Origin of the sequence: Hydrogenophaga sp., assembly GCF_011772445.1 — a bacterium.
In the GTDB taxonomy this organism is placed as follows: domain Bacteria; phylum Pseudomonadota; class Gammaproteobacteria; order Burkholderiales; family Burkholderiaceae_C; genus Hydrogenophaga.
The window spans coordinates 241,147-262,452 of record NZ_WVZN01000026.1 but is presented as its reverse complement, the minus strand read 5'-3'; the positions used below and the strand labels follow the sequence as shown (position 1 = coordinate 262,452).

The following is a 21,306-nucleotide window of genomic DNA, read 5'->3' as shown; positions in this document are numbered from 1 at the left end:
TCGCTCAGGCCTTGTTCGCGGAAGCGGTGTGGTCGTCGGCCATTTCGCGCACCAGGAAGTCGGCCTCTTCAGGCTCCTTGTGGGCCAGCACGTCGGGGCCCTGTCCCGAGAGGAAGGCCGCTCGCTTGATGATTTCGGAGACGCCCTGCAGCAGCAGGATCGCGAAGCCCAACGGAATGAGCAGGTACACCGGCCAGCGGATCAGACCGCCGGCGTTGGACGACATCTCGCCCGATGCCCAGGCCCGCGCAAACACCGGCCAGCCCTCGATGATGAGCAGCAGGCACAGAGGCGCCAGGAACACCACGACACCCACGATGTCCACCCAGTTGCGCGTGCGCGCGCTGAACTTCGACGACAGGAAGTCGATGCGCACGTGCGCATTGCGCAGGAAGGCATAGCCACCGCCCAGCAGGAACACCGCGGCGAACAGGTACCACTGCACCTCGAGCCACGCATTGGAACTGGTGCCGAACACCTTGCGGATGATGGCGTTGACGGCGCTGATGAGGGTGGCCGCGAGGACGAACCACATCATGAGGCGGCCGATGCGGTCGTTGATGGCGTCGATGAGTCGGGAGATCGAGAGTAGAGCTTGCATGTGGACCCCATGGGTATGGGTGTGGCCGTGCGCTGCCCGGCCGGGGGGTGTCGCGCGGACGGGTCGTCCGCGCGACACGGGCACGAAGGCCCGCGAAAAAAACCCCGCCGCGGCGGGGTGCCGGCTCAAGGCCAGCGGGCCTCAGAGCTTAGCCGATTGCATGTAGCGGTCGAACTGCGCCTCGGTGAAGCGGAACCAGAGGTTCTGGTCGCGACGGAAATTGGAATAGTCCGCGTAGATCTTCTTCCAGTTCGGGTTGCTGGCCGACAGGTCGCTGTACAGCGCCATGGATTCCTTGTACGCGAGGTCCATGATCGCCTTGGGAAAGGCCAGCACCTTGGCGCCGCCCGCCACCAGACGCTTGAGGGCCGCCGGGTTGCGCGCGTCGTAGCGGGCCTGCATCACCGTGTGGGCGTGCGAGGACGCGGCTTCGACGATGGCCTTGTTCTCGGCCGACAGGGCGTTGTACGCGGCCTTGTTGATGTAGAACTCGAGCTGCGCGCCGCCTTCCCACCAGCCGGGGTAGTAGTAGTTCTTGGCGACCTTGTGGAAGCCGAGCTTCTCGTCGTCGTACGGGCCCACCCATTCGGTGGCGTCGATGGTGCCCTTCTCCAGCGCCTGGTAGATCTCGCCACCGGGGATGTTCTGCGGCACACCGCCCATGCGCGTGAGCACCTGGCCGGCGAAGCCGCCGATGCGCATCTTCAGGCCCTTCATGTCGGCCGCGGTCTTGATCTCCTTGCGGTACCAGCCGCCCATTTGCGCGCCGGTGTTGCCGCCAGGGAAGTTGACCATGTTGTACTGGTCGTAGAACTCGCGGAACAGCTTGAGGCCGCTGCCGTCGTACATCCAGGCCGTGAGCTGGCGGCTGTTCAGGCCGAAGGGAATGGCCGTGGCCATGGCGAAGGTCGGGTCCTTGCCGAAGAAGTAATACGGCGCCGTGTGGCCCATCTCGACCGTGCCGGCCTGCACGGCGTCAACGACCCCCAGCGCGGGCACCAGTTCGCCCGGCGCATGCACGCTGACCTCGAACTTGCCGCCCGACATCGCCTTCACGCCGGCGGCGAAGACGTCGGAAGCACCGTAGATGGTGTCCAGGGCCTTGGGGAAGCTGGAGGTCAGGCGCCAGCGGATGGCGGCCTGGGCGTGCACCGAGGGTGCAACGCCGGCGGCGAGCACGCCGGCGATTCCGGCATGCCGGATGAGAGAGCGACGGTCCATGTGTTTCAACTCCGTGGTGGTTATGTCAGCCCGCCACTGCGTGCGGGCGCCCCTGAAGGCCACGAAATTCTAGGAACGGGTGCGGGGGCACCCTCGGGGGTTTTCCCTTGAAGCCAGGGCTTGCCCTAGGGTGCGTTCAGCCTCGCGTCAGGCTCGGCCGCCAGGGATCAGGCGACGACCTTGAGGCCCGATGCACCATCCAGGAGCGCGCCGAAGCGCTCGCGCACGCTGCGTTCGATGCCCGCCGCGTCCAGGCCCTGCAGGGCCAGCAGCTTCGCGGGATCGCCATGTTCGATGAAGTCGTCGGGCAGACCCAGCGCCAGCACGGGCAGTTGCAGGCCTTCGGCCTGCAGGGCTTCCATCACGGCGCTGCCGGCGCCGCCCATGGTGCACCCCTCTTCCACGGTGACGATGGCCGCGTGCGTGCGCGCGAGTTCGCGCAGCAGCTCGAGGTCGAGCGGTTTGACCCAGCGCATGTTGGCCACGCTCGCGCCCAGGCGCTCGGCCGCCGCCAGGGCGGGGTACAGCAGCGTGCCGAAGGCGAGGATGGCGACGCCGCGCCCCTTGCGGCGCAGCTCGCCCTTGCCGAAGGGCAAGCCCTCCAATCCAGCCGGCTGGGCCGCGCCAACGCCCGAGCCGCGCGGGTAACGCACGGCCACGGGGTGGTCCTGTGCGAAGGCGGTGGACAGCAGCTGCCGGCATTCGCCCTCGTCGGCCGGGCAGGCCACGGACACCTGGGGAATGCAGCGCAGGTAGGCGATGTCGTAGGCGCCCGCATGCGTGGCGCCGTCGGCGCCCACCAGGCCCGCCCGATCGAGCGCGAACACCACGGGCAGGTTCTGCAGCGCCACGTCGTGGATGACCTGGTCGTAGGCGCGCTGCAGGAAGGTGGAGTAGATCGCCACCACGGGCTTCATGCCCTCGCAGGCCAGGCCGGCGGCGAAGGTCACCGCGTGCTGCTCGGCGATGCCGACGTCGAAGAAGCGGTCGGGGAAGCGGCGCTCGAATTCGACCATGCCCGAGCCTTCGCGCATGGCCGGCGTGATGCCCACCAGGCGCTGGTCGGCCGCGGCCATGTCGCACAGCCACTGGCCAAAGACCTGGGTGAAGGTGGTCTTGGGCGGCGTGGCGGGCTTGGTCAGGCCCACGGCGGGGTCGAACTTGCCGGGGCCGTGGTAGGCCACGGGGTCGGCCTCGGCGAGCTTGTAGCCCTGGCCCTTCCTGGTCACCACATGCAGGAACTGCGGGCCCTCGTGCGCGTCCATGAGCTGGCGGATGTTCTCCAGCGTGGGGATGAGCGAATCGAGGTCGTGGCCGTCGATGGGGCCGATGTAGTTGAAGCCGAACTTCTCGAACAGCGTGGCGGGCACCACCATGCCCTTGGCCTGCTGCTCGAAGCGCTTGGCCAGCTCGAACAGCGGCGGCGCGCCCTTGAGCACCTGCTTGCCCACGTGTTTGGCGGCGGCGTAGAACTGCCCGCTCATGAGCTGCGCGAGGTAGCGGTTGAGCGCGCCCACCGGGGGCGAGATCGACATGTCGTTGTCGTTCAGGATGACCAGCAGCTTGCCGTCGGCCACGCCGGCGTTGTTCAGGGCCTCGAAGGCCATGCCGGCGGTCATGGCGCCGTCGCCGATGATGGCCACGGCGCGGCGGTCCTCGCCCTTGGCCCTGGCGGCCATGGCCATGCCCAGCGCGGCCGAGATGCTGGTGGACGAGTGCGCGGTGCCGAAGGTGTCGAAGGGGCTCTCGTCGCGGCGCGGGAATCCGCTGATGCCGCCGAGCTGGCGCAGCGTGTCCATGCGGTCGCGCCGGCCGGTGAGGATCTTGTGCGGGTACGTCTGGTGGCCCACGTCCCACACCAGCCGGTCCTCGGGCGTGTTGAAGACGTAGTGCAGCGCGATGGTGAGCTCGACCGTGCCCAGGTTGGAGCTGAGGTGCCCGCCCGTGCGTGCCACGCTGTTCAGCAGGAACTGGCGCAGTTCGTCGGCCAGGGGCTTGAGCTGCGGGCGCGCCAGGTGGCGCAGGTCCGCGGGCGACTGGATGGTGTGGAGCAAGGCGGTGATCGGTACGGTCATGGGGCGTCGTCGTTCACGAACGGTGCTTGCGCATCAGGAAGCGCGCTGGGCCACCCAGTCGGCCAGGGCATGCAGCGTGCCCGGCCGCTCGAGCCCGCTGCGCCCGAGGGCGGCGTGGGCGCGCGCCAGCACATTGTCGGCATAGGCCTGGGCCGGGCCCAGACCCATGAGCGACACGAAGGTGGGCTTGTCGGCGGCGGCGTCCTTGCCCGCGGTCTTGCCCAGGGTAGCCGAATCGGCGGTGACGTCGAGGATGTCGTCCACCACCTGGAAGGCCAGGCCCACGCAGGCGCCGTACTCGGTGAGCGCGGCCAGGGTGTCGCGCGCCACCACGCCGGTGGCGGCGCCCATGGTGACGCTGGCCTGCAGCAGCGCGCCGGTCTTGCGGCGGTGCATGGCCTCCAGCGCCGGCAGGTCCAGGGCGACGCCCACGCTGGCCAGGTCCACGGCCTGGCCGCCGGCCATGCCGTCGGCACCAGCGGCCAGGGCCAGCAGGCGGCACAGGCGCGCGCTCATGGCGTCGGCCAGGCTGCCATCGCCGGGCACCAGCAGCTCGAAGGCCAGGGCCTGCAGGGCGTCCCCGGCCAGCAGGGCCTGGGCCTCGCCGAATTTCACGTGCACCGTGGGCTTGCCCCGGCGCAGCACGTCGTCGTCCATGCAGGGCATGTCGTCGTGCACCAGGGAATAGGCGTGGATGAGTTCCACCGAACAGGCCGCGCGCAGGGCGGCGTCGGCCTGGCCGCCCACGGCCTCGCAGGTGGCCAGCACCAGCAGGGGACGCAGGCGCTTGCCGCCGTCGAGCACGGCGTAGCGCATGGCATCGCCCAGGCCCGCGGGCGCGTCGCCGGGCACCCAGCGCGAGAGGGCCTGCTCCACCGCGGCCTGTTGCGCCGCGCGCCACTGCACGAAGGTCTGGTCCTGCAGTGCCAGGCTCATTCGTCGTTCCACGGCTTGCTCTGGCCGGCCTCGAACACCTGGATCTGTTGCTCAACGGCCTGCAGCCGCTCGCGGCAGAAGGCCAGCAGTTCGGCCCCGCGCCGGTAGCGCGAGAGCAACTGATCCAGGGGCAGCTGGCCGGCGTCGAGTTGAGCGACGAGCTGCTCGAGTTCCTGCAGGGCGGCCTCGTAGCTGGGGGCCACGGGCGGTGTGTCGGCGGCGGCCGAACGGGCGGGCGGTGGCGTCATGGGCCTCGTGAGGGAAATGCCGGCGGCCAAGGGAACCCCCCGGGGGCATTCCGGCCAAATGGGGCATTTTAGCGATGGGGCATTTCCGCTGACCCGTGCGTGATGCACCCCGGGGGTACAATCCGCGCTCTTTTTTTCCTCAACGACGGGCCCTGCGGGCCCGGAGGGACGCACCACTTCACCCATCCCGCGCGAATTCGTCTGACGAGCACAGCGCTAGGGGTCTACGGACCCCGCCCTGCCCCTTCATAGGGGGAGTCTTTAGGTCAGGACAAGCATGTCTGATTTGAGTCTTCAACTGCAGCAGGCCAAAAGCCAATTCCCGGTGTCGAGCTACTTCGACCAGGCGCTGTTCCAGCGCGAGCTGGAGACGATCTTTCAGCGCGGGCCCCGCTACGTGGGGCACGCTCTTTCGGTTCCGAACATCGGCGACTACCACGCCCTGCCGCAGGAGGGCGAGGGCCGCGCGCTGGTGCGCACGCCCTCGGGTGTCGAACTGATTTCCAACGTCTGCCGCCACCGCCAGGCCGTGATGCTCAAGGGCCGCGGCAACCTGCAAGGCCACAGCCCCGGCCACGCGGGCGGCAACATCGTGTGCCCCCTGCACCGCTGGACCTACAGCGGCACCAACACGCCCGCTGGCGGCGGCCCGGCAGGCCAGTTGCTGGGCGCGCCGCACTTCCAGCAGGACCCCTGCCTGAACCTCAACAACTACAGGTTGCGCGAGTGGAACGGCCTGCTGTTCGAGGACAACGGCCGCGACATCGCCGCCGATCTGGCCGGCATGGGCCCGCGCGAGATCCTCAGCTTCGAGGGCATGGTGCTCGACCACGTCGAGATGCACGAGTGCAACTACAACTGGAAGACCTTCATCGAGGTCTACCTCGAGGACTACCACGTGGGCCCCTTCCACCCGGGGCTGGGCAACTTCGTCACCTGCGAGGACCTGCGCTGGGAATTCCGGCCCGAGTACTCGGTGCAGACCGTGGGCGCGCAGAACCTGCTGGAGAAGGCCGGCAGCCCCACCTACCAGCGCTGGCACGAGGTGCTGATGGCCTACCGCCAGGGCGAGCTGCCCGCGCACGGCGCGGTCTGGCTCACCTACTACCCGCACATCATGGTGGAGTGGTACCCGCACGTGCTGACCGTCTCCACACTGCACCCGATCAGCGTGGACAAGACGCTGAACATGGTGGAGTTCTACTACCCCGAGGAGATCGCCGCCTTCGAACGCGAGTTCGTCGAGGCGCAGCGCGCCGCGTATATGGAGACCTGCATCGAGGACGACGAGATCGCCGAGCGCATGGACGCGGGCCGCAAGGCCCTGCTGGCCCGTGGCGACAACGAGGTCGGGCCCTACCAGAGCCCCATGGAAGACGGCATGCAGCATTTCCACGAGTGGTACCGCCAGAAGATGGGCGCGGCCTTCACTGACTGATATGCGCGCCAACGCGAAAGGGTTTCGCCGCCGGGCCGCCCCAAGGCGAAACGCGCCCCCCCGGGGGGCAGCGACCCGCGCAGCGGCGGAGCGTGGGGGCTGACGGATGCAGGCTCTCTGGATGCTGCTCGCATCGTTCTTCTTCGCGAGCATGGGCGTGTGCATCAAGTTCGCCGCCGCCCACTTCAACAGCTTCGAGACCGTGTTCTACCGTGGTGTCGTCGGCCTGCTCTTCCTGTGGGGGCTGACGCGCTGGCAGGGCGTGTCGCTCGCCACCCGCGTGCCCATGATGCACGCCTGGCGCAGCCTGGTGGGCACCATCTCGCTCACGGCCTGGTTCTACGCCATCGCCCTGCTGCCCCTGGCCACGGCCATGACGCTCAACTACATGAGCAGCGTGTGGATCGCCACCTTCCTGCTGGGCGGCGCGGTGCTCACGCAGGCGCGCGGCACACCGGTGCGCGAGCAGGCCCCGCTGTTCATGACCGTCATCGTGGGCTTCGTCGGCGTGGCCTTGCTGCTGCGACCCAGCTTCAACCACGAACAGGCCTTCGCGGGCCTGGTGGGGCTGCTGTCGGGCGTGTTCGCGGCCCTGGCCTACCTGCAGGTGGCCGCACTGGCCAAGGTGGGTGAGCCCGAGAGCCGCACGGTCTTCTACTTCTCGCTGGGCTCGGCGCTGGCGGGGCTGATCGGCATGCTGTTCGTCGGCGTGAGTCCGCTGCGCTGGCCCGGCGCCTTGTGGCTGCTGCCGATCGGCCTGCTCGCCGTGGGTGGCCAGCTGTGTCTCACGCGCGCCTACGCCCAGGGCGCGACCATGGTCGTGGCCAATCTGCACTACTCGGGCATCGTCTTCGCCGCGCTGTTCGGCCTCACCGTGTTCGGCGACCGCATTCCCCTCATCGGCTGGGTCGGCATGGGGCTGATCATCGTCAGCGGCATCGCGGCCACGGTGCTGCGCTCGCGCACGGTGCCGCCAGTGCCTGCGGAAGAACCCTAGTACCGGCGATCCCGGAAAGGCATGCGATCTGCTCCACAATGTGTGCATGCTTAACTTGTTGATACAAGTCCGCGAGCTGCAGGCCCTGCTCGACGCGGGCTCCCCGGTCCTGGTGATGGACTGCAGCTTCGATCTGATGAACCCTGGCGCCGGCCGCGCGCAGTTCGAGGCCGAGCACCTGCCCGGCGCGGTGTACGTGGACCTGGACCATGACCTCAGCGAGAAGGGTCGCCCGGCCAGCGAAGGCCGCCACCCCCTGCCCCAGCGCGAGCGCTTCGCCGCGCGCATGGCCGAACTGGGCCTGAACCCGGGCACGCAAGTGGTGGTGATGGACCGCCAGGGCGTCAACTTCTGCGGCCGCCTGTGGTGGATGCTGCGCTGGTGCGGTCACGAGGCGGTGGCCGTGCTCGACGGCGGCCTGGCCGCCTGGAAGGCCGCTGGCGGCCCGCTGGAGAGCGGCCCCGCCCGGCCCCATGTGGCCGGCGGCTTCCGCGCCGGTCCCTCGCTCGCACCCACGCTGGACACCGCCGGTCTGCTGGCCCGCCTGGGCCGCGCCGACACGACGGTGATCGATGCCCGCGCGGGTGCGCGTTTTCGCGGCGAGGTCGAGCCCCTGGATCCGGTGGCCGGCCACGTGCCCGGCGCGCTCAACCGGCCGTTCAACGACAACCTGCAGGCCGACGGCCGGTTCAAACCTGCCGCGCAATTGCGCCAGGAATTCGACGCCCTGCTCGGCGGGCGCGATCCCGGTGGCGTCGTGCACCAATGCGGCAGCGGCGTCAGCGCCGTGCCCAACGTGCTGGCCATGGCCATCGCCGGCCTGGGCACCACCACCCTGTACCCGGGCAGCTGGAGCGCCTGGTGCAACACCGAAGGAACGCCGCGTGCGAGAGGCTGATGCAAGGCCCTGACTCGGTCGGCCTGTCGGCGCAGGCGGACACCCCCGACGCCGCGGACCTGCGCAAGACCCTGTTGTGGGTCTGCCTGCTGGTCGGCTTCGCGGCGCTGGGCATCGCGGCGATGGACCTGCTGCTCGCGCCGCCCGAGCGCAGCGAAGCCCTGATCGCCGGTGCGCTGTCCGCGGTGAGCTGGGCCTGCTGGCTGACGCTGCGCACGCGCAAGCTCTCGCCCGAACCGGTGGCCGCCCTGGTGATCCTGGGCGTGCTGGCCACGGCCACCTTCTCGGTGGTGAGCTACGGCTCGGTGCGCACGGCGGTCAACTTCCTGTTCGTGGGGGCGGTGGTTGGCGCAGGCATCTTCCTGGGCCGGCGCGCGCTGGTGCTGGCCGTGGTGGCGACGGTGGCGCTGCTGGGCCTGCTGAACGGGATCGAGGCGCGCGGCGGCTTCGGACCCACGCCCGATTTTTCCGTCAACGTGCGGGTGTGGCTCACCCAGGCCACCACCATCGTGGTGGTCGGCCTGGTCGTCATGCACAGCCGCGCCGTCGCCCACCGCGCGCTGCAGCGCCTGCGGCACGAACTGGAACGGCGCCGCCAGACCGAACAGGAGCGCGACCGCAGCCTGGAGCGCTTCACGCGCATCTTCCGATCCAGCCCGAGCCCCATGGTGGCGCAGTCCGCGCGCACCGGCGCCATCCTCGACGTCAACGCCGCCTTCGAGCGCTGCTACGGCTACCGCCGCAGCCAGGTGCTGGGCCGCCAGGACACCTTCCTCTGGGCCGACCCGATGGAGCGCGAGCGCTACATGGAGCGCCTCATCGTCGAGCGCCACATCGCCCAGCACCGCGCCCGGGGCCGCCGCGCCGACGGCAGCGAGTTCGACGCCATGGTGTCCAGCGAAATGGGCAACGACGACGAGGACCGCCTGATCATCACCACGGTGAGCGACATGACGGGCCGCGAAGAGCTCATCCGCCGCCTGCAGCGCTCCGAAGCGCTGTTCGCCAAGGCCTTCCACTTCGCCCCGCTCAATCTCACCCTCACGCGCCTGTCCGACGGCCGCTTCCTGGAAGTGAACCGCGCCGAGGACAAGGCCCAGGGCTTCGAGGCCGATGAACTGCTCGGCCGCACCTCGGTGGAGGTCGGCTCCTGGCTCACGCCCGAAGACCGCGAACGCTTCGTCGAGCGCATCCGGCGCGACGGACGCGTGGATGGCTACGACACGCAGATGCGGCACAAGGACGGCTCCATCGTCGACTCGCGCATCTGGGCCGAGGTGATCGACATCGATGGCGAGCCCTGCATCCTGTCCTCCAGCTTCAACGTCAGCGAGGAAAAACGCCGCGAGGCCCTGCTGCTCGACGTGGCCAAGGGCGTGGCCGCCGAGACGGGCGAGGCCTTCTTCGCCGCGCTCGCCGAAACCCTGAGCAACGCCATCGGCGCCAACCTGGTGGCCCTGGCAGAAACCACCGGCGAGGACGAGCTGCAGACCCTGGGCGTGTGGCGCGACGGGCGCGCCGCGCGCAACTTCCGGTTCAGTGTGGCCGGCACGCCTTGCGCCGACACGCTGCGCCAGCACGGGCTCATGACCTGCACGTCGAACCTGGCCGAAAACTACCCCCATGCGCCGCAACTGCGCGCCCAGGGCTTCCAGGCCTACCTGGGCCAGGCCCTGCGCGACGCCGACGGCCAGGCCACCGGCATGCTGATCGCCATGTGGCGCACGCCGGTGGAGGTGAAGGCCGACATCCAGGCGCTCATTTCCATCTTCGCCAGCCGCGCCAACGCCGAGCTGCTGCGCCTGCGCCGCGAGCGTGAGATCGTGAGCCTGAACGAAACCCTGGAGCAGCGCGTGCGCGAACGCACCGCCGAGCTGCAGAAGCTCAACGCCGAACTCGACGCCTTCGCCTACTCCGTCTCGCACGACCTCAAGTCGCCGCTGCGCGCCATCGACGGCTTCACGCGCCTCATGCAGGAGCAGCTCGAAGGCAAGCTCGACGAGGACACGCAGCAGCTGTTCGACCGCGTGCTGCAGTCCTCGCAGCGCATGGGCGCCATCATCAACGACCTGCTGGCGCTGGCGCGCGTGAGCCAGGGCGTGCTGCAGCGCGGCCCCATCGACCTGAGCGAGCTGGCGCGCAGCGTGCTGGAGCACGAGCTGGCGCGCGCCCCGCAGCGCCGCGTGCGCGCTGAACTGGCACAGGGCCTGGAGGCCGACTGCGACCCGCACCTCGCGCGCATCGTGCTGGAAAACCTCATCGGCAATGCCTTGAAGTACACGCGCGACCGCGAGGAGGCGCACGTCGTGTTCGGCCTGGATGGCGTCGACGACGACGGCGTGCCCAGCTTCTTCGTGCGCGACAACGGCGTGGGCTTCGACATGAAGTACGTCGACCAGCTCTTCAAGCCCTTCCAGCGCCTGCACCGGCCGAGCGAGTTCGAAGGGACGGGCATCGGCCTGGCCACGGTGCGCCGCATCATCGAACGGCACGATGGCCACATCTCGGCCGAGGGCGCCGTGGGCGAAGGCGCCACCTTCCGCTTCAGCTTCGGCAGCCCGCCGCGCTGGAGCGAGAGCGAGTCGCAGAAGCTGTGAGCGCAGGCGCGCGCCCGCGCCGGCTCAATGCGCGTGCGCCAGCCCGCTCACCAGGGTGACCATGCCAATGCCCACGGCCAGCCACACGATCTGCGCCACGGTCTCGCGCAGGCTCAGGCGCTTCTGCAGTTGCGGGATCAGGTCGGCCAGGGCCACGTAGACGAAGCTGCTGGACGCCGCCACCAGGAAGTACGGCAGCCAGTCGTCCAGCGAAGCCAGCAGCAGATAGCCCACGATGCCACCCAAGGCGGTGACCGTGCCCGCCAGCGACACCTTGAGCAGCGCCGCACGGGGCGTGCGGGAGGTCTGGCGCAGCACCACCAGATCGCCCATGTGGTGCGGCACCTCGTGCGCCAGCACCGCCAGCGAGGCCACCACACCCAGGCGCACATCCGCCACAAAGGCCGAGGCGATGAGGATGCCGTCGCCGAAGGCGTGCACGCTGTCACCCAGCAGCACGGCCCAGCCGCCGGCGCGCGGTTCGTGGGCGTGGTGATGGTGGTGGTGGCCATGGCCGTGGTGGTGAGGGTGGGCGTGCCCGCCGTCGGCTTCCTGTCCGTGCTCATGGCCGTGGTGCCACAGCTCCGCCTTGTCGAGCAGGAAGAAGAACACCAGGCCGCCCAGCAGCAGCGCGAACAGCTCGTGCGCGCCGGCGGCGCTCTCGAAGGCCTCGGGCAGCAGGTGCATGAAGGCCGTGGCCATCAGCGCGCCGGCGGCCAGGCTGAGCATGTGCTGCGTGTAGCGCGCCATCATGGCGTAGCCCAGCAGCGCCGCCACCCAGACGCTGCCCACGCCGGCCGCGACGGTGCCGAGAAGAATGGCCAGAAGAGTCATGTTCCTGTCACCACGAAAAAAGGCCGCCCCGAGGCGGCCTTCGTTGAACGGCGGACCTGGGTCTCAGGCCACGCCATGCTGTTTGAACCACGCCAATGCGCGCTTCCAGCCGTCTTCGGCCGGCTCCTTGCGGAAGCTCGGCCGGTAGTCGGCGTGGAAGGCGTGGGGCGCGTCCGGGTACACCACGAAGGTCGATGCCCTGGCCGCCGCATTCCCGGCCGCCAAAGCTGATTTCATCTTATCAACAGTGTCAAGCGGGATGCCCGTGTCGGCCGCGCCGTAGAGGCCCAGCACCGGGCCGTGCAGCTGGCCAGCGATGTCGATCGGGTTCTTCGGCGTCAGCTCGTTCTGCTGACCCACCAGCCGGCCATACCAGGCCACGCCGGCCTTCACCGCCGGGTTGTGCGCGGTGTAGAGCCAGACCTGGCGCCCGCCCCAGCAGAAGCCGGTGATGCCCAGCTTGCTGGTGTCGCCGCCGTTGGCGGCCGCCCACTTCACCGTGGCGTCCAGGTCGCCCAGCACCTGCGCGTCGGGCACCTTGCTGACCACTTCCGAGATGAGCTTGGCCACCTCGCCGTAGCTCTGGGCGTCGCCCTGGCGCACGAACAGCTCGGGCGCGATGGCGAGGTAGCCCGCCTTGGCGAAGCGGCGCGCGGTGTCGGCGATGTACTCGTGCACGCCGAAGATCTCGGACAGCACCAGCACCACCGGAAGGCCCGTCCTGCCGGCGGGCGCGGCGCGGTAGGCCGGCATCCGGAAGCCGTTCACGTCGATCATGACCTCACCGACCGTCAGACCGTCGGACGGCGTGCGGATGGCGGTCTGGGCCATCAGCGGCACCGCGGCGGCGGCGTAGCCCACGCCCAGCGCGGCCTTGAGGGCCGTTCGGCGGGTGGCGCCGGATTGGTCGGTGCTGCCTCCCAGCAGGGCCTCGGCGTCGCGGGTCATGTCGTGTTCGAGCATCGCGGATCTCCTCAGGTGGTGGGTTGAAAGTGATGCAGATTCCGTTCGGGGCGTGAAGTTCTGGCGATCAGTGGGCCTTGTCCCAGTTCGGCCCGACGCCGATCTCGGCCAGCAGCGGCACCTTGAGCTCGGCCACGGCCGCCATCAGGCGCGGCACCTCGCTGCGCACCCACTCGACCTCTTCGGCGGGCACCTCGAACACCAGTTCGTCGTGCACCTGCATGATCATCTTCGTGCGCCGCTCCTGGTCGTCCAGCGCGGCCTGCACGGCCACCATGCTCATCTTGATGAGGTCGGCGGCCGTGCCCTGCATCGGTGCGTTGATGGCCGCGCGCTCGGCACCACCCCGGCGCGGGCCGTTGGGGCTGTTGATCTCGGGCAGGTACAGGCGGCGACCGAACACGGTTTCCACGTAGCCCTTGCTCTTGGCGCTCTGGCGGGTGTCGTCCATGTAGCGCTTCACGCCCTCGAAGCGCTCGAAGTAGCGCTGGATGTAGTTCTTCGCCGCCGTGTTGTCGATGCCCAGGGCCTTGGCCAGGCCGAAGGCGCTCATGCCGTAGATCAGGCCGAAGTTGATCACCTTGGCGTAGCGGCGCTGCTCGCTGCTGACCTGCGCCACCTCCACGCCGAACACCTCGGCCGCCGTGGCGCGGTGCACGTCCTGGCCCTCCTGGAAGGCGCGCGTGAGGGCCTCGTCGCCGCTGATGTGGGCCATGATGCGCAGCTCGATCTGCGAATAATCGGCGCTGGCGATCACGCTGCCCGCCGGCGCCACGAAGGCCTCGCGCACGCGCCGGCCCTCGGGCGTGCGGATGGGGATGTTCTGCAGGTTCGGGTCGTTGCTGGACAGCCGCCCCGTGACGGCCACGGCCTGCGCGTAGTGCGTGTGCACGCGCCCGGTGCGCGGGTTGGCCATCTGCGCCAGCTTGTCGGTGTAGGTGCCCTTGAGCTTGGACAGGCTGCGGTGCTCGAGGATCTTCGCCGGCAGCGGGTAGTCCTCGGCGAGCTTTTCCAGCACCTCCTCGTCGGTGCTGCGCGCGCCGGTCGCGGTCTTCTTGATGACGGGCAGGCCCAGCTTGTCGAAGAAGATCTCGCCGAGCTGCTTGGGGCTGCCCAGGTTGAAGGGCTGGCCGGCGATGGCGAAGGCCTCCTGCTCCAGCGCCACGATGCGCTGGCCCAGCTCGTGGCTCTGCGCGGCCAGCGTGGGCGCGTCGATCAGCACGCCGTTGCGCTCGATGCGGTAGAGGGTTTCGCTGCTGGCCATCTCCAGTTCGTAGATGAACTTCAGTTTCTCGTCGGCCTGCAGGCGGGGCCACAGCACGCGGTGCACGTCCAGGGTCTGGTCGCTGTCTTCGCAGGAGTACTCGGCCGCCTTGGCCACGTCCACCTGCGCGAAGGGGATCTGGTGCGCGCCCTTGCCGCAGATGTCCTCGTAGCTGATGCCCTTGCGGCCGGTGTGGCGCTCCGCCAGGCTTTCCAGGCCGTGCGGCTTGTGCACCTCCAGCACGTAGCTCTGCAGCATGGTGTCGTGCTCGTAGCCGCGCACCTCGATGCCGTGGTTGGCGAAGACGTGGCGGTCGTACTTGACGTGCTGGCCCAGCTTGGGTTTCGTGGGGTCTTCCAGCCAGGGCTTCAGCTTTGCCAGCACCTCGTCGAAGGGCAATTGCTCGGGCGCGTCGGGGCCTGTGTGGCGCAGCGGCACGTAGGCCGCCTCGCCGGGCGTCACGCTGAAGGAGATGCCCACGATCTCGGCGACCATCTCGTCGAGCGAGGTGGTCTCGGTGTCCAGCGCCACCAGGTCCGCGGCGTGCAGGCGTTCGAGCCAGGTGTCGAACAGGTCCCAGCTGAGGATGGTGTCGTACTTCAACGCCGCGCGCGGCTCGGCCGGCGCTGCCGCATCGTCGAACAGGCCTTCGGTCAGGCCAGGCGCCACCGCGGTGGCGTTCGGCGCCACTGGCGCTTCCTTGCCCACCGACGCCTTGGCCGCGAGTGTCTTGAAGCCGTACTTCTCGTAGAAGCCCTGCAGGGCTTCGTTGTCGGGCTCTTTCATGCGCACCGCGTCCAGCGCCGGCAGGCCGGGCACGAAGCCATCGAGGTCGCAGTCGGTCTTGATGGTGACGAGCTGGCGGCCCGTGGGCAGCCAGTCCAGCGCCTTGCGCAGGTTCTCGCCGGCCACACCCTTGACCTCGCCCGCGCGCGCCACCAGGGCGTCGAGAGAGCCGTATTCCAGCAGCCACTTGGCGGCCGTCTTGGGCCCGACCTTGTCCACGCCTGGCACGTTGTCCACCGCGTCGCCCACCAGGGTCTGGTAATCCACCATCAGGTGCGCGGGCACGCCGAACTCGGCCTGCACCCCGGCCATGTCGCGGCGCTTGCCGCTCATGGTGTCGATGATGGCGATGCGCTCGTTGACGAGCTGGGCCAGGTCCTTGTCGCCGCTGCTGACGATCACATCGAAGCCCTGCCCGGCCGCCGCATGCGCCAGCGTGCCGATCACGTCGTCGGCCTCCACGCCGGGCACGTCGATCACGGGAAAGCCCAGCAGCCGCACCACCTCGTGGATGGGCGGGATCTGCGCGCGCAGGTCATCCGGCATGGGGCTGCGGTTGGCCTTGTACTGCGCGTAAAGCGCGTCGCGAAAGGTAGGCCCCGAGGCGTCGAAGACGCAGGCCGCGAACACCGCGGGCACCTCCTTGCGAAGGCTCTGCATCATGTTGATCATTCCGCGGATGGCCCCGGTCGCGGGGCTCGTCGGGTCGCCCGGCACGGCCCGCAGGTCGGGCATGGCGTGGTAGGCGCGGTACAGGTAGCTGGATCCGTCGATCAGCAGCAGGGTTCGGGCGGCGTCCTGGGTCATCCCGCCATTGTGTAGGAAGGCGTGAGGCCGGGGCGTCGGCCGACACCGGGCATGGCCCGGCGGCAGCGCCGCCGCCACCCCGGTGCCTACAATGCGCGAATGGCCTCCACCCCCTCCCTCTTCGGCGCCGCCCTGCTGGCCGCGCTGGCCGCGCCGGCCCTGGCCCAACAGCCGCCGGCCGACCCCGCGCCCCTGCAGCGCGCACCGGGCGACCGCATCGAGCGCATCACGCACGAGGACGCGCTGACCCGCATCGACGAGCTGCGCGTGGACGGCCAGACGCAATCCATCCAGGTGCAACCCAAGAACGGCGCGCCGGCCTACCAGATCCAGCCGCGCGGCGCCACCAACCCGCCGGGTGAAACCGCGGGGCGCCCCTCGGGCAATGCAGGCCGCAGCAGCTGGCGCCTCTTCGATTTCTAACCCCGACATGGCCGTCTACACCGAGGTCCCGTTCGCCGACGCCGCCGCCCTCATCGAACGACTGAACCTGGGCACCCTCACCGAGCTGCGCGGCATCCAGGGCGGCATCGAGAACACCAACTACTTCGTCACCAGCGAGCGCGACGGCCAGACCCTGGAGCACGTGCTCACGGTGTTCGAGCGCCTGAGCGCCGAGCAGTTGCCCTTCTACCTGCACCTGATGAAGCACCTGGCCACGCACGGCGTGCCCGTGCCCGAGCCGGCGGCCGACGCGAAGGGCGAGATCCTGCACACGCTGCAAGGCAAGCCCGCCGCCGTGGTCGACAAGCTGCGTGGCGCCAGCGAGCTCTCGCCCACGGCCGCGCACTGCGCCGCGGTGGGCGCGCTGCTGGCGCGCCTGCACCTGGTGGGCCGAGACTTCGACCGCCGCCAGCCCAACCTGCGCGGCCTGGCCTGGTGGAACGAGACCGTGCCCGTGGTGCTGCCCTTCATCGACGAGTCGCAGGCGGCGCTGCTGCGCGCCGAGCTGGCCTATCAGAACCACGTGGCCGAGAGCAGCGCCTACCGGGCCCTGCCGCGCGGCCCCATCCACGCCGACCTGTTCCGCGACAACGTCATGTTCGAGGACGGCGCCGTCAGCGGCTTCTTCGATTTCTACTTCGCTGGCGTGGACACCTGGCTGTTCGACATCGCCGTGTGCCTGAATGACTGGTGCGTGCGCCACGGCGGCGCGGCCGACGGCCGGCCCGACCCGGCGCTGGAGCGGGCCTTCCTGCAAGCCTATGAAAGCGTGCGCCCGCTGAGCCCTGCCGAGCGCCGCCTGCTGCCTGCCATGCAGCGCGCGGGCGCGCTTCGCTTCTGGCTCTCGCGCCTGTGGGACCTGCATCTGCCGCGCGAGGCCGCCATGCTGCAGGCGCACGACCCCAGCCATTTCGAGCGCGTGCTGCGCGCGCGCCTGCCGAATGCCCGCCCGGAACCGGTACCGGCCGACGCGGAGGCCGTGGCGGCATGAGGGTTCAGATCAACAAGGCCGGCACCGGCTGGCAGTGGGTCAAGCGGGGCATGCGCACCTTCCTGCGCCAGCCGCTGGCCATGTCGGGCCTGTTCTTCATGTTCATGGCCCTGGTGTCGGTGCTGTCCATCGTGCCCGTGCTGGGCACGGCGGTGGCGGTGGCCCTGGTGCCCGCGGCCACACTGGGCCTCATGGCCGCCACGCGCGAGGCCGAGCAGGGGCGCTTTCCCATGCCCTCGCTGCTGATCACCGCCTTTCGCGGCGGCAGCGCGCGCACCCGCAACATGCTGGTGCTGGGCGCGTTGTACGCGGCGGGCCTGTTCCTGGTGATGGGCATCGCCGCGCTGTTCGCCGGCGCCGTGCCGGCGGCGGCCCCCATCGCCGACAACACCGAGGTCACGCCCGAAGCGATGAGCGCGGCCATCGGCCGCCCCGGCATGGGCGTGGCCCTGCTCGCCTACCTGCCCGTGCTCATGGCCTTCTGGCACGCGCCGGCGCTGGTGTTCTGGCACGGCGTGTCGCCGGTCAAGAGCCTCTTCTTCAGCCTGGTGGCCTGCTGGAACAACAAGGGCGCCATGCTGCTGTTCACCCTGGGCTGGGCGGGGGTGTTCATCATCACCGGCCTCTTGCTCGGCGTGCTGGGCTCCATCGTCGGCGGGCCTCAGGTGATGCAGATCGTGGTCTACCCGATCGTGCTGTTCATGGCCTCGATGTTCCACACCTCGCTGTGGTTCACCTTCCGCGACAGCTTCCGGTTCGATGGGGCGGACGGCGCTGACCAGCCGGCCTCCGCGGCGGACCCCTTCTGAGGATCCCCGCGCGCGCCGCCCGCGCGGCCCATCAGGTCCCGATCACACCGCCATCGTCCTTGGTGATGACGATGGTGGCCGAGCGCGGCAATGCGCTGCCGCCTTCAGGCCAGTGGCTGTTGCCGCCTTCACCCGGGTGCTGGATGTTGATGAACAGGGTCTTCGAATCCGGTGTGAACGTCAGGCCGGTCACCTCGCACTCCACCGGACCGACGAAGAAGCGGCGGATCTCCCGGGTCACCGGGTTGGCGCACAGCATCTGGTTGTTGCCCTGGTTGGCGTAGCGGCCCGCGTTGCTGTAGTTGCCATCGGTCTGGATCCAGAGGCGGCCCGCGCCGTCAAAGCCCAGCCCGTCCGGGCTGTTGAAGGTGTTGTCCACGGTCACGTTGGACGTGCCCAGATCCAGTGGATTGACCTGGGCGATGGTGGGGTTGCCGGCGAGCACGAAGATGTCCCACTCGAAAGTGAGCGCCGCGGCATCGCCGCCGGCCTCACGCCAGCGGACGATCTGCCCGTAGATGTTGGCCGGGCGGGGGTTGGCGTCGTCGGTGGCTGCGCGGCCCGAGTTGTTCGTCAGCGTCACATAGACCTCGTTGGTCTGCGGATGCACCGTCACCCACTCGGGGCGGTCCATCGGCGTCGCGCCCAGGGCGTCGGCGGCCTGGCGGGTGTGCACCAGGATGTCGGCCAGGGAAGCGAAGCCCGCCAGCGCGGGGTTGGCCGTGGTCATGGGCAGCCATTCGCCGGTACCCATCATGTCGCCCGTGGCGGCGCCGTCGTTGAAGCGCGCCACGTAGAGGGTGCCACTGTCCAGCAGGTTGCGGTTGTTGACGGTATCGCCGGCGATGTAGCGGCCACTGGTCACGAACTTGTAGATGTAGTCGTTGGCCTGGTCGTCGCCCATGTAGATCACCACACGGCCATCGGCGGCGATGGCGTAGGCGGCGTTCTCGTGCTTGATGCGGCCCAGGGCGGTGCGCTTCTTCGGGGTGGAAGAGGCATCGAAGGGATCGATCTCGACGATCCAGCCGAAGCGGTTGGATTCGTTGGGTTCCTTCTGCCAGTCGAAGCGGTCGTGGTAGGTCTCGTAGCGGCGCGCGGTGGTGCCAGCGGAAAGGCCATAGCGAAGCATGTTGGCGTCGCGCAACTGGCCGGGGTTGGCGGTGTTGGTGGTGCCGAAGTACTGGTTGAAGTTCTCTTCGCAGGTGAGGTAGGTGCCCCAAGGCGTCCAGCCGTTGCCGCAGTTGTTGAGCGTGCCGAACACCGCCGTGCCGGTCGGGTCGGCCGAGGTCTGCAGCAGGGCGTCGCCGGCCGCGGGGCCGGTCAGTTGCATGAGCGTGCTGCCCGTGATGCGCCGGTTGAACAGCGAGTCGCGCACGATGCTCCACGCGCCGCCGCTGCGCTTGATGTGAACCACCGACACGCCGTGCGCGTTGAGGTCCTTGTTGGCGTCGTCCAGGCTGTCGACCATGCCGTTGGTGAACAGGTACTGCACATTGGTGTACTCGTGGTTCATCACCAGCAGGCCTTCGTCGCTCTTGCCGCCGATGGCGAAGTAGTGGATGCCATCGTGGTTGTCGCCCATCTGGCGCGCCTGCGCAGCGGCGTCTTCGCTGCCGTCACCCGCCCAGTTCGACCCCGGGCCGGTGGTGAACAGCGGCGTGCCCCAGGGGGCCAGCACGCTGGCGGTGTAGCCGGGTGCCACGGTGACGCGATCGGCGGTGTCGGTGGGAATGGCGGTGAAGCCCAGCAGCTCGCCGGGCGGGGTGGGCGCAGGCGTGCCGGGGGTGGCGGGCTCGCCACCATCACCACCGCCGCCGCAGCCGGTGAGGCCGGCCGAGAGGAAGCCCACGGCGGCCGCGCCGACACCCGTTTTGAGCAGAAAGCCGCGACGGCTCACCGCGCGGTTCACGACCGCCTGGAAGTGCTCGTTGTGGCTGGTATTGGTGGGCAGGTCTTCGCTGTCGATCTCGTGTTTCATCGAATGATTCCAGGATAGGGAACGTGGGAGCCCGCAAGGCTATGCAGGCGAGATGACCAAGCCATGAACCCGGTGTGACGCGGCGGTGTCAGTGCCCGCCCGCCGCCGCGGTTCAGACGGCAAGCGATGTCTGCGGCGATGCGGCCGGCGCGGGGCTCGACCAGCCGGCGGTGCGCAAGAAGATTTCTTCCACCTGGCGAGCGATCTGTTGCCAGTCGAGTTGCGCGACCTGAGCGCGCGCATGGGCGGCGGCGGCGCGCACCTGGGCAGGGTCGCGGGCCAGCGCGAGCGCCTGTTGTGCCAGGCCCCGCGCGTCGTCCACCGGCAGGAGCCAGCCGTTGTGTCCCGGTCTCACCCAATCACCCGCCGCCGCGGTGTCGAAGGCGAGGACCGGCAGGCCGCTGGCCAGCGCCTCGATGGTGACGTTGCCGAAGGTCTCCGTCAGGCTCGGGAAGACGAACAGATCGGCGCTGGCGTAGTGCGCGGCCAGGTCTTCGCCACGGCGCATGCCGGCGAAGTGCGCGGCCGGACATCGCTGCTGCAGCGCGGCCCGCATCGGGCCGTCGCCCACGAAGACCAGGCGCACGTCCTCGCGCGCACTGCGCATCGCTTCGTAGGCCTGGATGACCACCTCCAGGTTCTTTTCGGCCGCGAGGCGCCCCACCGCCACCATCACCAGGGCATCGGGGCCGGCACCCCATGACTGGCGCAAGGCCTCGTCGCGGCGCTCGGGGCTGAAGAGCTGCGTGTCCACGCCGCGCGCGACGACCTGCACGTTCTGGAACCCGATGGCTTGCAGTTCCGCCCGCAGACCTTGCGTGGGCACCATGGTGCAGCGCGTGAGGTTGTGGAACTTGCGCAGGTAGGCCACGATGGGCGTCTTGAGCCAGCCGACACCGTAGTGCCGGCTGTAGGCGTGGAAGTTGGTGCGAAAGTCGGAGGTGACGGGCAGGCGCAGGCGCCGCGCGGCTTGCAAGGCCGACCAGCCCAGCGGACCTTCGGTCGCGATGTGCACGAGATCGGGCCGGTGCAGCGTCCAGGCGCGCACCAGCGATCCCTTGCTTGGCAGGCCGAGCTTGAGGTCGGGGTAGCGCGGGATGGGCATGCCGCGCATCAGGAGTTCCTGGAAGCCCGGGTCCTGGCGGGCCGCCTCTTCGCGCGCCTGGCGCGGCCGAATCAACTGCACCTGATGGTTGCGCGCGCAAAGGCCCTGCACGAGCCGCGAGAGCGTGAGCGCGACGCCATTGATCTCGGGCGGCCAGGTTTCCGTCACCACGGACAGCCGAAGCGACGGCCTTGCCGCCGGAAATTCCTCGACCAGGATGGGTTCGGCGTTCGAGCTGCTCATGGGCGCATGCTCATGCCGCTTCGCGGCAGTTTCATGACAGAGCGACGACGCGGTGACAGGCCCGTGCC

The 21,306-nt window shown here is 69.4% G+C and carries 17 protein-coding genes; 7 read left to right on the top strand and 10 right to left on the bottom strand.

Features of this window, described 5'->3' with window-relative positions:
* Positions 1-4: 4 nt before the first annotated feature.
* From GTO19_RS12520 to xseB, 5 genes are all read right to left on the bottom strand, one after another.
* On the bottom strand, positions 5-601 hold the full coding sequence (locus GTO19_RS12520) for a TRAP transporter small permease subunit (protein ID WP_291021217.1): 597 nt from the start codon (positions 599-601) through the stop codon (positions 5-7).
* Between the two features lie 141 nt (positions 602-742).
* Positions 743-1,822, bottom strand: coding sequence for a TRAP transporter substrate-binding protein (locus GTO19_RS12515; RefSeq protein ID WP_291021216.1), 1,080 nt, complete (start codon positions 1,820-1,822; stop codon positions 743-745).
* A gap of 167 nt (positions 1,823-1,989) precedes the next feature.
* Complete coding sequence (gene dxs, locus GTO19_RS12510; protein WP_291021215.1) at positions 1,990-3,897, bottom strand: 1-deoxy-D-xylulose-5-phosphate synthase; 1,908 nt, start codon at positions 3,895-3,897, stop codon at positions 1,990-1,992.
* Positions 3,898-3,930: 33 nt separating this feature from the next.
* Positions 3,931-4,833 (bottom strand): polyprenyl synthetase family protein, encoded by a 903-nt coding sequence (locus tag GTO19_RS12505; protein ID WP_291021214.1) that lies wholly within the window; start codon positions 4,831-4,833, stop codon positions 3,931-3,933.
* Positions 4,830-5,081 carry an exodeoxyribonuclease VII small subunit gene (gene xseB / locus GTO19_RS12500; protein WP_291021213.1) on the bottom strand — a complete coding sequence of 84 codons (252 nt, stop codon included), beginning with the start codon at positions 5,079-5,081 and terminating at the stop codon, positions 4,830-4,832. Before xseB ends, GTO19_RS12505 begins: the two co-directional genes overlap by 4 nt.
* A gap of 277 nt (positions 5,082-5,358) precedes the next feature.
* On the opposite strand from xseB, the gene GTO19_RS12495 reads away from it, so the two are divergent.
* The 4 genes from GTO19_RS12495 (at position 5,359) to GTO19_RS12480 (ending at position 11,011) form a co-directional block, all read left to right on the top strand.
* Positions 5,359-6,519 carry an aromatic ring-hydroxylating dioxygenase subunit alpha gene (locus GTO19_RS12495; RefSeq protein ID WP_291021212.1) on the top strand — a complete coding sequence of 387 codons (1,161 nt, stop codon included), beginning with the start codon at positions 5,359-5,361 and terminating at the stop codon, positions 6,517-6,519.
* Between the two features lie 106 nt (positions 6,520-6,625).
* On the top strand, positions 6,626-7,516 hold the full coding sequence (locus GTO19_RS12490; RefSeq protein ID WP_291021211.1) for a DMT family transporter: 891 nt from the start codon (positions 6,626-6,628) through the stop codon (positions 7,514-7,516).
* A 46-nt stretch (positions 7,517-7,562) separates the two neighbouring features.
* On the top strand, positions 7,563-8,414 hold the full coding sequence (locus GTO19_RS12485; protein ID WP_291021210.1) for a sulfurtransferase: 852 nt from the start codon (positions 7,563-7,565) through the stop codon (positions 8,412-8,414).
* Positions 8,414-11,011 carry a PAS domain S-box protein gene (locus GTO19_RS12480; protein ID WP_291021209.1) on the top strand — a complete coding sequence of 866 codons (2,598 nt, stop codon included), beginning with the start codon at positions 8,414-8,416 and terminating at the stop codon, positions 11,009-11,011. The genes GTO19_RS12485 and GTO19_RS12480 overlap by 1 nt, the downstream gene beginning before the upstream one ends.
* Positions 11,012-11,035: 24 nt before the next feature.
* Here the strand turns inward: GTO19_RS12480 and GTO19_RS12475 are convergent, their stop codons facing one another.
* The 3 genes from GTO19_RS12475 to polA all read right to left on the bottom strand — a co-directional run bounded on the left by GTO19_RS12475 (position 11,036) and on the right by polA (position 15,665).
* On the bottom strand, positions 11,036-11,845 hold the full coding sequence (locus GTO19_RS12475; RefSeq protein ID WP_291021208.1) for a ZIP family metal transporter: 810 nt from the start codon (positions 11,843-11,845) through the stop codon (positions 11,036-11,038).
* A 63-nt stretch (positions 11,846-11,908) separates the two neighbouring features.
* Positions 11,909-12,808, bottom strand: a complete 900-nt coding sequence (locus tag GTO19_RS12470; RefSeq protein WP_291021207.1) for a dienelactone hydrolase family protein — start codon at positions 12,806-12,808, stop codon at positions 11,909-11,911.
* 67 nt (positions 12,809-12,875) lie between these two features.
* Positions 12,876-15,665 carry a DNA polymerase I gene (gene polA / locus GTO19_RS12465; RefSeq protein WP_291021206.1) on the bottom strand — a complete coding sequence of 930 codons (2,790 nt, stop codon included), beginning with the start codon at positions 15,663-15,665 and terminating at the stop codon, positions 12,876-12,878.
* Positions 15,666-15,764: 99 nt separating this feature from the next.
* On the opposite strand from polA, the gene GTO19_RS12460 reads away from it, so the two are divergent.
* The 3 genes from GTO19_RS12460 to GTO19_RS12450 are packed head-to-tail and all read left to right on the top strand — an operon-like array spanning position 15,765 to position 17,909.
* Complete coding sequence (locus GTO19_RS12460; RefSeq protein WP_291021205.1) at positions 15,765-16,088, top strand: hypothetical protein; 324 nt, start codon at positions 15,765-15,767, stop codon at positions 16,086-16,088.
* A gap of 7 nt (positions 16,089-16,095) precedes the next feature.
* A complete protein-coding gene (locus GTO19_RS12455) occupies positions 16,096-17,100 on the top strand; it encodes a homoserine kinase (protein ID WP_291021204.1) in 1,005 nt (334 codons plus the stop codon).
* Positions 17,097-17,909, top strand: coding sequence for a BPSS1780 family membrane protein (locus GTO19_RS12450; protein WP_291021203.1), 813 nt, complete (start codon positions 17,097-17,099; stop codon positions 17,907-17,909). The genes GTO19_RS12455 and GTO19_RS12450 overlap by 4 nt, the downstream gene beginning before the upstream one ends.
* A gap of 31 nt (positions 17,910-17,940) precedes the next feature.
* Here GTO19_RS12450 and GTO19_RS12445 read toward each other — a convergent pair whose 3' ends face one another.
* Together GTO19_RS12445 and GTO19_RS12440 are read right to left on the bottom strand one after the other, a co-directional pair.
* Entirely contained in the window at positions 17,941-19,890 is a 1,950-nt protein-coding gene (locus tag GTO19_RS12445; protein ID WP_291021202.1) for a PhoX family phosphatase, read from the bottom strand.
* A 112-nt stretch (positions 19,891-20,002) separates the two neighbouring features.
* Positions 20,003-21,238, bottom strand: a complete 1,236-nt coding sequence (locus GTO19_RS12440; protein ID WP_291021201.1) for a glycosyltransferase family 1 protein — start codon at positions 21,236-21,238, stop codon at positions 20,003-20,005.
* Between the last annotated feature and the right edge of the window lie 68 nt (positions 21,239-21,306).

Bases quoted from the DNA above. Each gene is read 5' to 3' on its own strand.
- GTO19_RS12505 (WP_291021214.1), bottom strand. From the start codon at position 4,833: ATGAGCCTGGCACTGCAGGACCAGACCTTCGTGCAGTGGCGCGCGGCG.
- GTO19_RS12450 (WP_291021203.1), top strand. From the start codon at position 17,097: ATGAGGGTTCAGATCAACAAGGCCGGCACCGGCTGGCAGTGGGTCAAG.
- xseB (WP_291021213.1), bottom strand. From the start codon at position 5,081: ATGACGCCACCGCCCGCCCGTTCGGCCGCCGCCGACACACCGCCCGTG.
- GTO19_RS12515 (WP_291021216.1), bottom strand. From the start codon at position 1,822: ATGGACCGTCGCTCTCTCATCCGGCATGCCGGAATCGCCGGCGTGCTC.
- polA (WP_291021206.1), bottom strand. From the start codon at position 15,665: ATGACCCAGGACGCCGCCCGAACCCTGCTGCTGATCGACGGATCCAGC.
- GTO19_RS12520 (WP_291021217.1), bottom strand. From the start codon at position 601: ATGCAAGCTCTACTCTCGATCTCCCGACTCATCGACGCCATCAACGAC.
- dxs (WP_291021215.1), bottom strand. From the start codon at position 3,897: ATGACCGTACCGATCACCGCCTTGCTCCACACCATCCAGTCGCCCGCG.
- GTO19_RS12460 (WP_291021205.1), top strand. From the start codon at position 15,765: ATGGCCTCCACCCCCTCCCTCTTCGGCGCCGCCCTGCTGGCCGCGCTG.
- GTO19_RS12495 (WP_291021212.1), top strand. From the start codon at position 5,359: ATGTCTGATTTGAGTCTTCAACTGCAGCAGGCCAAAAGCCAATTCCCG.
- GTO19_RS12485 (WP_291021210.1), top strand. From the start codon at position 7,563: ATGCTTAACTTGTTGATACAAGTCCGCGAGCTGCAGGCCCTGCTCGAC.
- GTO19_RS12440 (WP_291021201.1), bottom strand. From the start codon at position 21,238: ATGAGCAGCTCGAACGCCGAACCCATCCTGGTCGAGGAATTTCCGGCG.
- GTO19_RS12445 (WP_291021202.1), bottom strand. From the start codon at position 19,890: ATGAAACACGAGATCGACAGCGAAGACCTGCCCACCAATACCAGCCAC.
- GTO19_RS12455 (WP_291021204.1), top strand. From the start codon at position 16,096: ATGGCCGTCTACACCGAGGTCCCGTTCGCCGACGCCGCCGCCCTCATC.
- GTO19_RS12470 (WP_291021207.1), bottom strand. From the start codon at position 12,808: ATGCTCGAACACGACATGACCCGCGACGCCGAGGCCCTGCTGGGAGGC.
- GTO19_RS12490 (WP_291021211.1), top strand. From the start codon at position 6,626: ATGCAGGCTCTCTGGATGCTGCTCGCATCGTTCTTCTTCGCGAGCATG.
- GTO19_RS12480 (WP_291021209.1), top strand. From the start codon at position 8,414: ATGCAAGGCCCTGACTCGGTCGGCCTGTCGGCGCAGGCGGACACCCCC.
- GTO19_RS12475 (WP_291021208.1), bottom strand. From the start codon at position 11,845: ATGACTCTTCTGGCCATTCTTCTCGGCACCGTCGCGGCCGGCGTGGGC.